Here is an 18,264-nt window from a genome sequence, read left to right as displayed (position 1 = left end):
CACACACCCGGCAAAAGCTGGCAACTATCCTTTATTTTAAGGCGACGTACTTTAACAGCAACCCCACCTGCACGTTATTGCCAAAAATCCTATTTATCGAAAAGTGAAAAGTGATTTAAAAATGATTTTTTTGTGTCCATCACACAATCATTAAGATTTGGTTATGCGTTTGTTGGATAAATAAAGTTAATCATTACGTTTTTTTAGTTTTACCCGCGCAGGCATATTTAAGTCAAATTCCTTGTTTATCAGCTTTCTAAAGTCAAATTATTATGCGTAGCTGATGAAAAGTGACCCGTCAAACTTATATTTCTAAACCTTTCAATCGATTTTTCTTATCGTTTCGATAACAATTTTGCAATGTCTTTGACCGGAATGATGCATATAACTAATGAAGCTACGGCGGATAAAAGCCGGGTTTTAAACAAAAAAATCCTGTGAGTTAATCAGGATGAAGTTTTCAGGCAATTCTTGGCAGTACATGACGCAGCACCCCACCAGTTGGAAAGTAAATCATTGTTTTTATGATTATAAATTCACCTCAGTCTCTCTCCGCTTGCATCGGACAGAAATTTTTGCGGTGCGTATTTACTTATCTGGGTTTAGAAGGGGCACAGCATGGCTCAAAATGGCAATGTCATCGTCGATGTACTGTCACGCACTAACGGCAGCGTAGTTTCCCAGGTTTCTGGCGCCAGCCAGACCGTCAACCTCAATCAACTCAGCATTGTCCGCGTTCACGCCACCCGCGCTGCGGTGACCAGCTATGAGCGCGTGGGCAACGACCTGATCATCCACATGCAGGATGGCAGCACCGTCCGCTACCACAGCTTCTTTAATACCGACGGCAAAGGTCACCACAGTGAGCTGATCTTTGATGACGGCGTACACCCGATTGAACATGCCACCTTTGTCGACACCGGTCTTGCGCCAGGCGCTGCCGTGGCCGTGGTACCGGGCTATGAAACCATCCCTGACGTCGGCGTCTTGTTGCTTGACGGCTCAAACTTTGATCCCGCCATCCTGGGTGCCGTACTCGGTGTGGTGGCATTAGGTGCCGGTATTGCCATTGCAGCTAACAGCGGCGGTGGAGGTGGCGGCGGAAGCAGTAATGACGGCGGATCCGGTGGTAACAATGGCGGATCCGGTGGTAACAATGGCGGATCCGGCGGTAACAACGGCGGCTCCGGGGGCAACAATGGCGGCACCGGGGGCAACAACGGCGGTGCCGGCGGGACTAATCAGGCACCGACTCTGACGCTGGCGACTTTTGCCGGCGATAACGTTTTGAATAAATCTGAAGTCGGCATGGCGCAGGTATTCAGCGGGACCACGACCAACGTCACCACCGGGCAAACTGTCACCCTGACGCTCAACGGCAAAACATATACCACGACCACAGCGGCCGATGGCTCATGGAGCATTACGCTGCCGGCGGGCGATCTGCAAGCGTTGGCCGACGGTACCTATGTTGCCAGTGTCAGCGTAACCGGAACTGATGGTCATACGGTGACGCAGGGTGTGACCGTCGGCGTAGATACTATCGCACCAACGCTCACTGTGAATCCGGTTGATGGCGATAACATCATCGATGCCAACGAACACAACCAGCCGCTGGACATCAGCGGGACAGCTTCTCTGTCGGAAGCGGGCCGCACCGTAACCGTTACCTTCAACAACGTGGCTTACACCACCACGGTGAATGCCGATGGTACCTGGTCGGTTACCGTTCCGGCCAACGTGGTGTCAGCGCTGGGTAACGGGCAGTACAGTCTGACCACCAGCTTGACCGATGCGGCAGGCAACACCGGTAGCAGCACCCCGGTTCAGATTACCGTCAATGAAAACGCAGGGATCATTACCGTCAATCCGGTGGCCGGTGACGGCACACTCAATGCAGCGGAAGCTGCTGCCACATTGACCATTTCCGGAACCACCACCGGCTTTGCGGCCGGTTCAACAATCACTGTCACCCTCAACGGCCAGACCTACACAGGAACCACCGCCGGCAACGGCGTGTGGAGCGTTGCAGTACCGGCCAGTGCGCTGGCAGCCTTGCAGGATGGTACCGCGCACTTTACCGTCAGCGGCACGGATGCGCTCGGTGAGCCCATCAGTGATAATTTCACCTTCAACGTGGTTATCCACAACCTGCCGGACGCCACGCTCAATCCGGTCTTTGGCGACGGCATTTTGAATGCGGTCGAAGCGACACAGCCTCAGACCCTGACCGGCAGCACGGGGGTCAGTGGTGCAGGGCAAACGGTGGTGATCACATTCAATGGTCAGCAATATACCGGCACGGTAGATGCCAGCGGCAGCTACAGCGTGACGCTTCCTGCCGCTGCGCTGACCGGCCTGCCGGAAGGCAGCACGCCAATTAGCGTGACGGTTACGGACGCCGCAGGTAACACCAACACCCTCAATACCACCGCAACGGTAGATACCACGCTGCCGACGCTGACGATCAATCCGCTGACCGGTGACGGCCAGATTAACCTGGCAGAAGCGGCCGTCGCGCAAACCCTGACCGGGACGGCCACCGCCAGCGATGCCGGAAAAACCGTCAATATCACCGTCAACGGCCACAGCTTTACCGCCGTGGTTCAGGACAACGGCACCTGGAGTGCCTCGCTGCCTGCCGGAACACTGAGCGGCCTTACCGGTAACTATCCGATCACCGCGACCCTGACTGACGCCGCCGGTAATACCGGCACGGTGACTCTGGATCAGCATTTCGCAACCGACCCGACCGTGCAGCCAACCCTGACGCTGAATGCCTTTGCCGGGGATAATCTGGTTGATGGCGCAGAGCTTGCGGTATCGCAGGTACTGAGCGGCAGCGCGACAAACGTTGAAGCGGGACAAATCGTCACCCTGACACTCAATGGTAAAACCTACACCGCAGAAGTGGGGGCCAGCGGCAGCTGGACGGTCATTGTGCCGGTTGCTGACGTAGCGCTGTTAGCTAACGGGCAGGGCACGCTGACTGCAACAGTGACTGACCGTGCAGGCAATGCCGGTTCAGCAAGTGAAATTTACACGGTCAGTAATGGCCTGGACGGCGTGGCGATTGACCCGGTTACGGCCGATAACAAAATCAGCCTGGCGGAAAGCGAAGCGGGTATCACGATCAGCGGAACTACGCTGGGTGTTAACGCCGGCACGCCGGTACTCGTCACCTTCGGTGGCCATACTTATTCGGCACTGGTACTGGCAAACGGCCGCTGGAGCGTCAACCTGACACCAGCCGACCTGCTCGGTCTGGCCGAAGGCGCACAATCAGTCAGCGTCAGCACCACAGACAGTCTGGGCAATCCTCTGACCAACAGTCTGGATGTGGGCGTCTTTACCTCGCTGCCAACGCCGACCCTCACCCCACCATTTGGCGACGGTGTGCTTAATATTGCCGAAGCCGCCGTACCGCAAACGATCAGCGGCACCACGGGTGAAACCGGTGACGGCCAGAGTGTACTGGTCACCCTCAATGGCAAAAACTACACCGCCACGGTGGATGCGGCGGGTAACTGGAGTGTCACTGTTCCTGCTGCAGACTTGCAGGCCTTGCCTGCCGGTAATAATGCCGTCAACGTGATAGCCACCGACAGCGTGGGTAACAGCAGCAGCATCAGCCCGACGGTCAGTGTGGATCTCACCGCCCCAACCCTGACGGTAAATCCGATTTCCGGCGACGGACTGATTAGCATCGCCGAAGCACATGCTGATATCTCCGTCACCGGTACGGCCTCGATTTCCGAAGCGGGCCGCACCGTTACGCTGACCCTCAACGGTATCAGCTATACCGGCACGGTACTGGGCAATGGCAACTGGAGTATCACCATTCCGGCCGATGCGCTGACTGGCCATGCCAACGGCACGTTGCCGGTGCAGGTCTCCCTCAGCGATACGGCAGGCAACACCACCACGGATAACACCAGCGTGACGCTGGCGACTGACCCGGCAGCTCAGCCGGTCGTTACACTGAACGCCTTCGCGGGCGATAATATTTTGGACGGTGCAGAACGTCTGGCACCGCAGGTGCTCAGTGGCTCGACGGCCAATGTGGAAGCCGGTCAGTTGGTAAGCATCACCCTTAACGGACACACTTACACGGCTGTGGTGCAGGACAGTGGCGCATGGAGCGTCTCTGTACCGGCTGCTGATTTGCTGACCCTGACCGACGGCACGCAAACCATCAGTGTGAACGTCGCGGACAAAGCAGGCAACGTTAGCACCGCAACCGAGAACTTCACGGTTAACGTCGAACTGGGTGGGCTGGGCATAGACACCATTGCCGGTGATAACCGCATCAATGCCACTGAAGCGGGCGCGCCGGTGCAGGTCAGCGGCACGTCGTTTGACGTTGCAGCGGGCGCTACGGTGATCGTTACCCTCAACGGCAAAACCTATAACGCCACCGTCGGACCGGATGGTACCTGGAGCATCAGCATTCCGACGGCAGATCTGGCACTGCTTACGGACGGCCCGAATACCATTACCGCGCAAGCGGTTGATGCGTCGGGTAATCCGCTGAGCAACAGCATCAGCGTCGGCGTGTATACCCATGATCTGCCGGATCCCACCATTAACACACCGTTTGGTGATGGTTTGTTAGGCATCGCCGAAGCGGCTGCGGTTCAAACGCTGAGCGGCACGACCGGCACGACCGGTGACGGACAGACTGTCGTGGTCACTATTAATGGCCATGATTATACGGCCACCGTGGGCGACAACGGTTTCTGGACCGTTCAGGTTCCTTCTGCTGATTTGCAAACCTTGCCGCCGGGAGCCAATCCGATTCTGGTGACCGCAACGGATGCCGCAGGCAATACCGACACCCTGACCAGCAGTGTCACGGTTGATTTCACACCGCCAACCCTGACTATCAATACCATCGCGACCGACGGCATCATCAATGCTGCTGAAGCCGCGGCGGCCATTCCAGTCAGCGGGACGGCAGACATTGGCGATGCGGGCCGCACTGTCACCCTGAACATTAACGGACAGACCTATACCGCGGTCGTCGCGGGCGATGGTTCCTGGAGCACGTCTGTTCCTGCCAACGCGTTGGCCGGTCTGGCGAACGGGGATTACACCGTCACCGCCACGCTGTCTGACGCTGCCGGAAACAGCACGACGATCACATCGAGCGTCACACTGACGGCCGATCCGCTGCTGCTGCCGACCATTGCGCTGAACGCATTCGCTGTGGATAACGTGCTGGATGGTGCAGAGCGGACGGTGGATCAGACCCTCAGCGGGACGACCACCCATGTGGAATCCGGCCAGATTGTCACCATTACCATCGGCGCGGAAAGCTATTCTGCGACGGTCCAGGCCAGTGGCGCGTGGAGCGCCACCATCCCGGCGGCGGTGTTGCAAGGGCTGGCCGACGGCACGGCGACGTTCAACGTCAGCGTGTCTGACGTCGCGGGCAACCCGACCACGGGCAGCGAAAGCTTTACGGTGAACAGTACCTTAAGCGGCATTGCGATCAACCCGATCAGTGGTGATGGCAACGTCAACGTCACCGAAGCGGCAGCAGGGATCACTATCAGCGGAACCACGGCGGATGTCGCGGTGGGCACCGCGGTGGTGGTGACACTCAATGGTCAGAACTATAACGCGACCGTCGGTGCCGACGGCACATGGACGACCACGGTGCCGTCAGCGGCCCTGAACGCGCTGGCCGATGGCCCGAATCTGGTGAGCGTTTCTACTACGGATGAAGCGGGCGTCACTATTACCAACACCGTTAATCTTGGTGTGTTTATTCACGATCTGCCTTCACCAACCCTTAACACACCATTTACCGATGGTTTGCTGGGCAGCACCGAAGCCACCTCGGCGCAATCGCTGAGCGGGACGACCGGTGTTTCCGGCAACGGGCAAACCGTCACGGTGAGCCTCGGCGGGCATGACTACATGGCGACAGTGGACATCAGCGGCAACTGGACCGTCAGTATTCCGTCCGCTGACCTGCAGACACTGCCAGCGGGACCGGACGCGATCAGCGTGGTCGCCACGGATGCCGCAGGTAACAGCGCAACGACCCCCGGAACGGTGACCGTCGACTTTACGCCACCGACCCTGATCGTGGCGCCGGTCGCCACCGATGGCACGGTGAACGTCAGCGAAAATGCAGATGGCTTCTCTATTACCGGTACGGCGTCGCTCAGCGAAGCGGGGCGCACAGTAAACATCAGCTTTGGTGGGCAGAATTATCAGGCGATCGTGGCAGGCGATGGCACATGGTCCGTGCCGGTTCCGGCCGGTTCTCTGGACAGCATTGGCAGCGGTCAATATGTACTGACAGCCACACTGAGCGATGCGGCGGGTAATGTTACGACCTTCACGGAGAACTACACCGTGGCCGGGGCGGATACCGCGCCAACACCGTCCATCAATACCCCGTTCGGTGACACCTTCCTCAATATTTTGGAAGCCGCCGGGACACAAACCCTGAGCGGTACCACCGGGGAGGTCGGTGCTGGGGGGACGGTGATCGTGACATTGGGTGGCAGGGATTATCCCGCTACTGTGGACGCAGGCGGGTTATGGCACCTCGACGTACAGAGTTCGGTATTGCAGGCGCTCGGTGAAGGCCCGCAAAGCATTGTGGTCACCGTGACCGACAGTGTCGGCAACGTGGGCAGTGTGACCAGCGCTATCACGGTTGATCTGGTGGCACCAACGCTGACGGTCAGCCCGATCGCGAGCGATGACATCATCAATGCTGCGGAGTCCTTGCAGCCGGTCGTGGTCTCAGGGACTGCCTCGCTTAATGATGCCGGACAGACTGTCACCGTGACTTTCCAGAGTGGCAGCTACACCGCCGTGGTGCATGCCGATGGCTCCTGGAGTCTGACCTTGCCGGGTAACGTGGTGCAGGCACTGGCGAACGATACCTACAATCTCACCGCCAGCATCACGGATGCGGCGGGCAATACGACCACGCAGTTGCACAGTTTCAGCATTGATGCCAATCCGGCCAGTCTGCCAACGCTGACCATTGGCGCGGTGTCCGGCGATGATTACATCAACGCGACTGAAAAAGGCGATCCGCTGGTGATCAGCGGTACCTCAACCCATCTGGAAGCAGGACAGGCCGTTACCGTAGTCTTCAACGGAAACAACTACACGGCAAACATTGCGGCCGATGGTACCTGGACCCTGACCGTTCAGCCGGCTGATTTCTCGAATCTGGCTGACGGTCAAACCACCATTACCGCCAGCAGCAGTGATCTGGCGGGTAACCCGGCTTCGGCGACGCACAACGTCAGCGTCATTGCCGATCCGGCGGATCTGCCAACCATCACGGTTTCGCCAATTTCCGGCGATGACGTGATCAACAGCACCGAGCACAGCCAGCCGCTGGTGATCAGCGGCACGTCTAACCATCTTGTTGCCGGTGAAACGATCATCGTTAACCTCAATAACGAGGGATATCCAACCACCGTTGCGGCGGATGGTACCTGGACGGTGACCGTTCCGGCCAATGCCGTTGAGGCGCTGCAAAACCAGGCTTACACCGTTACGGTGACGGGTACGGATGTGGCAGATAACGTTGCTACCGGCACTCACACCGTGACCGTCGATACCACACCGCCGTTGCTGACGATTGTGGTGGACACGGGTTTAGACAACATCCTCAACGCGGCCGAAGCGCTGGCCGGTTTACCGGTCTCCGGTACCGGCGAGGCGGGGGTGACCGTGACGGTCACCCTCAATAATGTCAATTACACCACCGTAGTGCTGGGTGACGGTACCTGGTCACTGACCGTGCCTGCGGGGGATTTGCATGCCATTACCACCGACGGTCTGCTCCCTATCACCGCGACGGCCACTGACCCGGCGGGTAACAACATTGTTGTTTCAGTGGATCCTGAGATTTCATTGGCAATCAACCAACTGCCGACGCTGACGCTGGATTCCGTTACCAGCGACAACATCCTGAATATTGCCGAAGCCGCAGGCGGCTTTAACATTACCGGGACCAGCAGCAACCTGCCAGACAGCACGACGGTGACGGTGAATATCGGTGGAACCTTAGTCAACGGTGTTCTCACCGGGGGCATCAATATCAGCGGAACGGTCGTGGGTGGGATCTGGAGTGCGCCGGTGGCGGCCAACCTGCTTGGCGCCCTGACCGATGGCGTCAGCAATGTGACCGTCAGTGTGACGGATGCCAACGGTAACCCGGCATCTGCCAGCCACAGCCTGACTGTGGATCTGACTGCACCACCGATTCCGGTAATTAACACGCCGTTTGTGGACGGTGCGCTGAACCAGCTGGAAGCGGGCGTGAATCAGATCATCACTGGTTCTACCGGTATTACCGGGCCGGGGCAAACCGTGATTGTCAGTGTGGATGGCAACTCTGCTCATAATGTCACTGCCACTGTTGGGCCGGATGGTACCTGGACTGCCACTCTCCCAACCACCACCCTTGAAGGGCTGGCGGACGGTGACAACACGGTGACTGTTACTGTGACGGACGCCGCCGGCAACAGCACCAGCGGCACGCAGGGTTTCACTGCGTTGATCCATACGCTGCCGGTTGTCACTGTGACGGACAGCTTCAATGGCCTCATCAATTTCAATGAAGCCGCAGCAGGTGGGACGCTCAGCGGCGTGACGGGGATCACCAGCCTGGGCCAAAGTGTTATCGTCAACATCAACGGCAATAACTACACCGCCACCGTCATTGATACCGCCGGAACCTGGACACTGGATCTGGAACCCTCACTGCTACAAACCTTGCCGAACGGCAACTGGACGGTCAGCGTGACCGCGTCAGACGCTGCCGGTAACACCAGCAACGCCAATGAAATTCTGGGCGTACAGCTCACTCCACCGCCGATCCCAACCCTTGCACTGCCGTTTGGCGACGGCATTCTCAACACGGCCGAAGCCGCAGCAGGGCAGACGCTCAGTGGATCCACTGGCGTCATCGGTGCAGGGCAAACGGTCACCGTCACCTTTGCCGGTAACGCCTCGCCGTTAACGGCCACCGTGGCGGCTGACGGCAGCTGGACACTGACCCTCACCCCATCTGAACTCGCTGATCTGAGCGGTCTGCCGAGTCACGCCATTACGGTGACCAGCACCAATGAGTTCGGCAACAGCAGCAGCAGTGCGCCGCTGACCTTTAATGTGGATTTTGCCACGCCAACGCCAGCCATCAATGCGCTGTTTGGCGGCGACAATATTCTGAATATCGCCGAAGCGGGTGCTGCACAGACCATTACCGGGATCACCGGGATCCAGGGTGATAACCAGAATGTGAAACTGTCCATCGACCTCAACGGGGTGCAGTACAACGCCACCGTGGAGGCCGACGGCAGCTGGAGCCTGACGCTGCCTGCGGGCACGCTCAGCACGCTGACCGGTATACCGCATTCAGTCAACGTGACTGTCACCGATGCCAGCGGCAACACCGCCAGCACATCGCTGCCGTTTACCACGGACTTTACGCCACCGGTGGTGGCTGTCACCAGCGTGTTCGTTGATGGTTATCTGAACGCCACGGAAGCGCAATCTAACGCCGGGATCTCGGGCACCACAGACGGCACGGCAGTGCATGTCACCATTGGCGGCGTGCCGTTTGATGCCACAGTGCTCGACGGCGTCTGGACACTGAACCTGACCCCAGCGGACATGGCGACCCTGCCACAGGGTGACCAGACGATTGTGGTCACCGCGACCGACGTTTCTGGCAATACCAGCAACATCAGCACTCAAGTCGGTATTGCTAATACCTTGTTGCCAACCGTGTCTGTTGCCACCTTCGCCGGTGATAACGCGCTGGATTACGCAGAAAGCCGCGTGCCGCAGGTGTTGTCCGGTAGCACCACGCATGTTCAGCAGGGCGAGACCGTCAACATTACTATTCCTGGCATCGCCGGGCCGCTGACGGCGCTGGTGCAGGCCGATGGCAGCTGGAGTTTGACCCTCACACCTGCCCAGCTACAAGGGTTGGGGACAGGCACCGAAAACGTCACGGTGAGTGTTAACGATCTGGCGGGTAACACCGCCAGCGGTGGCACCAGCTTCACGGTAGATTTGACCGCGCCGGTCAACCCGTTCCTGACCATCAACCCGATCAGCACCGACAACATTATCAATGTGGGAGATAACCTCAACCTGACGCTGGCCGTAGGCGGTGAATACCGCAATGCAGCGGTGGTACAGACAGTGAACGTGTTCGTGAATGGCGTCGTCGTGGGGACGGCACCGATTGTTCTGGCGGGTAACGGTACCTGGAGCCTGGCGGTTCCGCTGGTGGCCTTGACGACTTTCCCACTCGACGGCACGTATAACGTTTCCGCCGAGCTGATCAGTATTCTGCCAGTCCCGGGAACGGTGGTGGCGACGGTCAGTGAAACGGTCGTCGTTGACCGCACGCCGCCAACGCTGACGGTGAGCGCCTTTGCCGGTAATGACGTGCTCAACAGCACCGAAGCCGCTGCCGGTCAGGCCGTCAGCGGTACGGCATCCACCACGGAAGCGGGCCGTACCGTGACAGTGACGCTGAACTCGAAAACGTACACCGCAGTCGTCGCCGGAAACGGCAGTTGGACCACCACGATCCCGGCCGGTGATTTGCAGGCAGTACCGCAAGGCAGCAACATCATTACTGCCAGCCTCAGCGACGCTGCCGGTAACGTCACCACCGATACCCACACGTTCACCACCGACACCTCAGCGCCACTGCTGAACCTGAACGTGGTGGCGGGAGATAACGTCATTAACCTGGCCGAATCGCTGTTGGGTACGCTGTTAAGCGGAACCTCAAGTGGCGCCGACGGCCAGACCGTGACCGTCACGCTGGCGGGTGTCACGGTCGGCACGGCGGTTATTCAGCCTGGCGGGACATGGAGCCTGCAACTGTTGCCAAACCAGCTTTCAGGTCTGCTCGACGGTCCGACTATCCTCAACGCGACCGTTGCGGATGGGGCAGGCAATACCACCAGCGTCGATCTTGGCCTGAACATTCTGTTCAACAGCCTGCTGAATGTCTCCGTGGTCAGCGGTCTTGGCTCGGTCGGTAATACGGTGCTGAACGCTGCCGGTGCGCTGCTCGGCCAGACTCTCAGCGGTGTGACGACCGATGCAGGGGTGGGCGCAGTCGTCTCCGTACAAGTTGGTGGGCAAACCGTCAGTGCCAACGTGGGCGCGAACGGGGCCTGGAGTCTGGTTATCCCGCCAACGCTGCTGGCCAATCTGGCTGATGGCCCGCTGGCGCTGAATCTCACCGTGACCGATGCGGCGGGTAACAGCAAAGTCGATGTGCTGAACCTCGATATCGCGAAAACCGTGCCGGTGATTGGCGCTGTCACGTCGGCGCTTGGCGGCGTGGACAGCATTCTTAACGTGGCTGAGTCAGCGGCGGCACAAACTGTCAGCGGCGCAGTGACGGCGGCTAACGGAGCGGTTGTCACACTGACGGTGGGGGCACAAACCTTTACCGGCACCGTGCTCAACAATCTGTACAATATTGCGGTGCCTGCGGGCGCGCTGAATGCGCTGGCGGACGGCGTAGTGCCGGTCATTCTCTCTGTGACCGACGCGGCGGGTAATACCGTTTCGCAAACCCTCAATCAACTGACCGTCGCACTGCACAACCTGCCACAAATTATTCTCGACCCGCTGTTTGGCGATGGTTTACTGAATGCCGCAGATTTGCTGCTCAATCAGACCATCACCGGGACGATTAAAAACGTGGCGGCAGGCACGACGGTATTGGTCACGCTCGGCAATGGCTCTCCGCCGTTAAATGCGCTGGTTGATGCCACCGGGCACTTCAGCGTGACTGTGCCGGTCAGTTCGTTAACCGGTTTGCTGACCGGAACCCTGGGTGTTGACGTCAGCGTGACTGACATTACCGGCAACAGTGCAAATACCAGCGCACAGGTGGCGGTTAACGTGGCGTTGCCGACCCTTTCCCTTACCTCCATTCTTGATCATGGCGTGCTTAACGCAGTCGATGCGCTGACGACACAAACCATTGGCGGTGTAGTAGGCGGAGTGACCGCCGGGACCACGGTGAATGTCACCCTGGGGGGCAAAACCTTCCTCGGCGTAACCGATGCAGGCGGTAATTTCAGCGTCACCCTGCAACCGGGCGACCTGAAAGCGCTGACCGACGGCACGCTGGCGATCGGCGTGTCGGTAGCGAACGGTGCTGGCAACGTGGCGTCAATTTCTGCCAATGCGAACGTGATCATCAACCAGTTGCCGAAAGTGGTGCTGGATACGGTCTTCGGCGGTGACGGTATCCTGAATGCCGCCGAAGCGGCGCTGACCCAAACCATCAGTGGCACGGTAGCCAACGCAGCCGCGGGTTCCACTGTCAACATTACCGTGGGTACGCTCTCCCTGACTGCCACGGTAGACGGTACCGGGCACTTCTCGGCGTCGCTAAATCCGTTGCAGTTGTCGCAACTGCTCAACGGTAACATTGGCGTCAGCGCTACCGTGACCGACGCCGTGGGCAATACCAGCAGTGCCAGCGCCGGGATCCTGGTCGGTATTCACAACTTGCCATCGATTGTTCTTAATCCAATCTTCGGCGACGGCGTACTGAGCGTGGTGGACTTGCTGACCGGTCAGACCATCAGCGGCATTGCTACGAATGTGGCGCAGGGCGCGCAGGTGCAGGTGTCGCTCAATGGTAAGAGCTACACCGCAACCGTCGGGGCGGGGGGCGTATTTAGTGTCACCGTGCCGCCGCTGGATCTGGGCAATATTCTCGACGGCAATATCAATGTGTCGGCGAGCGTGACGGATGCGACCGGCAACATTGGCAGCGCTTCCGGTCTGCTCAGCGTCATCGCGCAGGCTCTGCCAACCATCAGCCTCAACCCGCTGTTTGGTGACGGACTGCTCAACGCGGCTGATGCTCTACTTACTCAGACCATCAGCGGAACCACGACTAACGCAGTCGGTTCGACGGTCACCCTGACCGTGGGCGGCGCCACCCTGAATGCGCTGGTGAAAGCCGATGGCACCTTCTCTGTCAGCGTACTGCCTGCGGTACTGGCTGGTTTGCTGGACGGAACGCTGAACGTTGGCGCCTCTGTCACCAACGCCGCCGGGCATTCCATCAGCGGCAGCGCCACGGCGACGGTGGGGATTCATACCTTGCCATCGCTGGTGCTCGGCACGCTGTTTGGCGGCGATGGTTACCTCAATCTGTCTGAAGCCAACAGTAGTGAGACCCTGAGCGGCACCACCAATGTGCAGTCAGGGAGCGTGTCGGTTAACGTCGGCGGGATCATTCATACCGGGGCAATCACCGGTGGTGTGTGGAATGTAGTCTATACCTCGGCAGAGCTGAAAGGGATTGCCGATGGTACGACAACGGTCAACGTGACGGTCACGGACGGCGTGGGCAACATCACGACACAAACCAGCCCGCTTATCGTTAAAACGCATGAACTGCCGCTGGTGGCGCTCAATCCATTACTCAACGTCACGCTGGGGGTTGTGCTCAACATTCTCGGTGGACAAGGGTTAACGCTGAGCGGGACCAGCCGCAACATTGCACAGGGCGGCCAGGTCAGCGTCACGCTGGTGGGTAACACGCTGTCGGGAACGGTACAAGCGGACGGCTCATGGACGGTCAAATTCAGCAGTGCACTGCTCAGTAGCATTGGCGCACTCAACTTGTTGGGGATATTAACCAGTGTTCTGACCGTGATTGATATTCATGCTGCTGATGCTGCCGGGAATACCGTCGATGCACACGTCGGGCTGACCGCAGGTTCAACATTACCTCCGGATACCAACGTCGTTGCCGCATCCTTGTCTGTAGACGACACGCACACACTGGCAGCGGTGCATACCACCGATACCAGCACTTCAAACACGGACACCACAACGCACACCACCAGTACGCTCACCGATCCTCTGGTGACCCCTGACACTGACTCGTCTTCTTCAACCACCACGACCAGCCCGGCGGACACCACATCCCATGCGGAAACCGCGTTCTCCATCGGCGGCGTGACGATTGAACTGACGGCAACTGACGGGGTGGCAGTCGGCGGTGCAGGTAACGACACCATTTCGGTGCACACTCTCGATTTCTCACAAATCGATGGCGGAACCGGTGTCGATACCCTGTTGCTGGCGGGCACCAATCAGCATCTGGACCTGACCCTGCTGGGTCTGAAAGTGGAGCATATCGATATCTTCGACCTCGGCACCTCCGGCACCAACAGCATCTCACTGAACCTGCATGAGGCGCTGACGGTAAAAGATAACCCGACCGACGAAGTGATCATCAAAGGGGGAACCGGAAGTCTGGTGAACCTGGTGGCAGGCAACGACGGCGCCTGGAGCGAAACCGGCCAGCGCACCGTCGATGGACTGACGTTCGACGTTTATCACAACGCCTCCCTGTCTGACACTAACACGTTGGGAGACGTGTTAGTGCAGCATGGTCTGCACGTTCAACAGAACTGATAGTCAGGCCCTCAGGTGCGCAGGCACCGGGGGCCTTTTTTTTGCATTGACCGAATTTATCAGGCCACAAGAGGCTGAAAAATAATAAAAACCGGCGAGAATAAGTGGTGTCGCTCATGAAAAAAAACAGATCAACCCGGCGTTTTGCCGCGGTACTCGGGACGATATGGATTGTTGTTGCCGGTGCGAACAGTAGCAGTGCGGGCGCGGCTGCTAAGCAGCCTGAATTTGACTGGCAGGCTGCTCCAAGTGAGGAGATGCAGGCCAGCCTGACGTTACGCGATGCGATATTGCGTGCTTTTGCCCGTAACCCGCAGATAGCCGAGGCGGCGGCGCAAATTCGCGTCGGTAACGGCAATCTGGATGCGGCGAAGAGTGCCTGGTATCCGCAAATTTCATTACAGGGCACGGCCGGTAAATCGCGCCAGACCGACTCTTCGGGCACCCTTGATAACAACGCATCGGGCGGTGTTCAGCTCAGCCAGTTACTGTACGACTTCGGCCGTACCGGCGGTAGCATTGATGAGCAGGAACGCCTGTCCGACTCCTACCGTTACTCCCTTTACGGCACCATGACCGACGTGGCGCTCAGTACCCTTCAGGCTTATCTCGAAGTGAAGCGTTATCAGGCGCTGAGCATTGCGGCCCGCGACAATATTGACTCGTTGCAACGCGTGGCGGACACCGCAAAACTGCGCGCCGACGCGGGGTTAAGTTCCCAGTCTGACGTCTTGCAGGCGGAAACCCGTATTGCGGGTATGCGTGCGACGGTCGAGCAGTACCGTGCCCAACAACGGTCGGCGCAGGCACAGCTCACCGTGCTGACCGGCGTGGTGGCCGATAACCTGCCGGACCTGCCGCAAAGCCTGCTGAATCAGAAAGTCACCCTCAACAAAATCCCCTATGAAAACAGCGCGCTGGTGCGTGCCGCACAGGCCAAGCAGCAGGCGGCTATAGAACGGGTGAATCAGGCGCAGGCACAACACTGGCCGACCATCAAAGTGCAGGCCGGGCGCACCCGTTATCAGAACGCCAGCAGCAGCGGCGGTTCCTACTGGGACGACGAACTGCAACTGGCGGTGGATGCACCGGTCTATCAGGGCGGTGCGGTCAGCGCGAAAGCCCGCGCCGCGGAAGGTGAGCGGCAGGCAGCACAAGCAGACGTTGAAAAAACCAAGCTGGACATCAATCAGAAAGCCTCCATTGCTTACGCCGACATGATCGGTGGACAGCAGCGGCAGGTGGCCGGTGAGGACCAGTACGCCAGCGCCACACACACCCGCAGTGTCTATCAGGACGAATACAAGCTGAGCAAGCGCAGCCTCAACGATCTGCTGAGCGTTGAGCAGGACGTTTTTCAGGCCGAGACCATGCGCATCGGTGCATTGTATGACGGCTGGGACGCCACCGTGCGCTATGCCGCCGCCGTAGACAATCTGGTGGACATGTTAGGTATCGACCGGCAAAAACAGACCGGCGACACCCTGCCAAGTTTATAAGGGTAATTACCCTCACACCCAACGTCATTCGAGTTGCATCAAGGCGGCAACGAATAATGAAGGCAGCTAACGCAGAGGCAGCTTGAAGGACGACGGGTAAGAATGCGCGAAAGAGGTGATATGAACAACGAAACCACAACCAGTACCCCGACACCTCAGTCGATAGAGGTTTGGATCAGCGCTTTAGTCCGGGTAGCCGAAAATTTCGGTAAGCCTGCCGATCCGCAATATTTACGCCAGCAGATGCGCTGGTTTGAACATCAGCCGCTGGGCCGTCAGCTCGATCGCCTGAGCGGTTTGATGGGTTTACAAGTCGGCATGGTCAGTTGGACTAAAGTCCGCTGGCGGGCCGAAGTGCTGCCGGCCATTATTCAGCTGGAGCAGGGCGGTATTGCGGTGATCGAACGCCTGCATGATGACGGGCAGGCCGATTACTGGATCAACGATGGCGGCGACTTGCTACGTTCAGCCGAACTGGTGACGTTGCTTGAACAGAGCAGCGGGCCGGTGTTTCTGGTCGGCGTGGCGGCCCGCGGGCGTGACCAGCGCATTGATGAATTTGTTCAGCCGTATAAAAAACACTGGTTCTGGGACAATTTTCGCGGCGCGGGGCGCAAAATCGCGGAGATCTCGCTGGCCTCGGTGATAGGCAACGTGCTGGCGCTGGCCGGTATATTGTTCTCAATGCAAATCTACGACCGCGTCATTCCTGCCCAGTCACTGCCTACGTTATGGGTACTGTTTTTCGGCGTGGTGCTGGCGGCGGCGCTCGAGTATGTCATCCGCCTGATGCGCACGCTGGTCTCCGACCTGATGGGTAAGCGCATTGACCTCAAAGTCTCGTCGCTGTTTTTTGTGCGAGCGATGAACATCAAAAATGACGACCGGCCGAAATCAACCGGGTCCTTTATCTCCCAGCTGCGTGAAATCGATCAGGTTCGCGAACTGCTGACCTCTACCACCGTCAGTGCCGCAGCAGACATGCCATTTGTGCTGCTGTTCCTCGCCATTATGTTTTTCATCGGCGGTCCGCTGGTGATCATTCCGCTGCTGGCGATCCCGCTGATTGTTATTCCCGGCATCATGATCCAGTGGCCGATGGCGAAGCTGGCGAAAGAGGGGATGCGCGAAGGGGCGCTGCGTAACGCGGTGCTGGTGGAAACCATTGAAGGCATTGAAGATATTAAGGCGTTACAGGCCGAAGCCTATTTTCAGCGTCAGTGGGAGCAGACCCATGAAGTCAGCGCATCGGTGGGCATGAAGCAACGTCTGTGGGGGGCACGCCTGACCGGCTGGGCCTCGACGGTACAGCAGTTAACCTACGCAGGGATGTTAGTGGCCGGGGTGTATCTGGTGCTAAGTGGTGATATCACCACCGGTACGCTGGTCGCCAGCAGTATGTTGTCATCACGCACTATCGCGCCGCTGATGCAACTGACCATGGTGTTCTCCCGCTGGCAGCATGCCAAAAGCGCGATGCGCGGGCTGGATGATCTGCTGAAAAAACCTATTGACCGCCCGGAAGATGCCGAACTGTCGCACTGTCCGACGCTGAGCGGCCACTATCAGCTGCGTAACGTCCAGTATACCTATGACAAAGAGCAGTCGCCAAACGTGCTGGGCATTAATCAATTAGAGATTAAACCCGGCGAACGGGTGGCGATTCTGGGCAAAGTGGGCGCGGGGAAATCGACGCTACTTAAACTGCTGTCCGGTCAGGCTGACGCTTCGCAGGGCAAAATTCTTATCGACGGCGTGGACATGAAACGCATTGAACCGGCCGACGTGCGTCGTCAGCTCGGCTATCTGTCACAGGATTCACGGCTGTTCTTCGGCACGCTGCGCCAGAACCTGATGCTGGGTTATCCGCATGCCACTGACCAAGAGATGTTGCAGGCGCTGCGCATCAGCGGCGCACTGTCTATGGTGCAGGCGGACGCTTCAAGTCTGGACAAAATCATCAATGAGGGCGGACGCGGACTCTCCGGCGGCCAGCGCCAGATGGTGCTGCTCAGCCGCCTGATCCTGCGTAATCCGCAGGTGGTTCTGCTCGATGAACCGACGGCTTCAATGGATGAAGCGCTGGAAGAGTATGTGATCCGCCAGCTGCACACCTGGCTCACCGGCCGCACGCTGGTGGTGGTGACGCACCGTCCGGCGCTGCTCGAACTGGTAGACCGTATTGTTGTGATGGACAACGGTCGCGTCGTGGCTGACGGCCCGCGTGACCAGATACTTGCCACTGCCGTTTCCAATACCCCCCCTGCGCCCGCCGTTGCCGCTTCGGCTTAAG

Annotated in this window: 3 protein-coding genes; all 3 read left to right on the top strand. The window is 58.6% G+C overall.

All coding sequences use genetic code 11. From position 1 onward, the window contains the following. The first annotated feature begins 618 nt into the window (after positions 1-618). Positions 619-14,472: an Ig-like domain-containing protein gene (locus ACZRKO_RS09735; RefSeq protein WP_463736988.1), complete on the top strand. Its 13,854-nt coding sequence runs from the start codon at positions 619-621 to the stop codon at positions 14,470-14,472. A 116-nt stretch (positions 14,473-14,588) separates the two neighbouring features. Then, positions 14,589-15,971, top strand: a complete 1,383-nt coding sequence (locus tag ACZRKO_RS09730) for a TolC family outer membrane protein (RefSeq protein ID WP_463736987.1) — start codon at positions 14,589-14,591, stop codon at positions 15,969-15,971. A 120-nt stretch (positions 15,972-16,091) separates the two neighbouring features. Further along, complete coding sequence (locus ACZRKO_RS09725; protein ID WP_463736986.1) at positions 16,092-18,263, top strand: type I secretion system permease/ATPase; 2,172 nt, start codon at positions 16,092-16,094, stop codon at positions 18,261-18,263. The last annotated feature ends 1 nt before the right edge of the window (position 18,264 follow it).

The organism is Ewingella sp. C233 (assembly GCF_055407225.1).
This window is presented reverse-complemented; position numbering and strand designations above follow the sequence as displayed.

Excerpts from the sequence above, each read along its gene's own strand:
- ACZRKO_RS09725 (WP_463736986.1), top strand. The coding sequence starts at position 16,092 with ATGAACAACGAAACCACAACCAGTACCCCGACACCTCAGTCGATAGAG.
- ACZRKO_RS09735 (WP_463736988.1), top strand. The coding sequence starts at position 619 with ATGGCTCAAAATGGCAATGTCATCGTCGATGTACTGTCACGCACTAAC.
- ACZRKO_RS09730 (WP_463736987.1), top strand. The coding sequence starts at position 14,589 with ATGAAAAAAAACAGATCAACCCGGCGTTTTGCCGCGGTACTCGGGACG.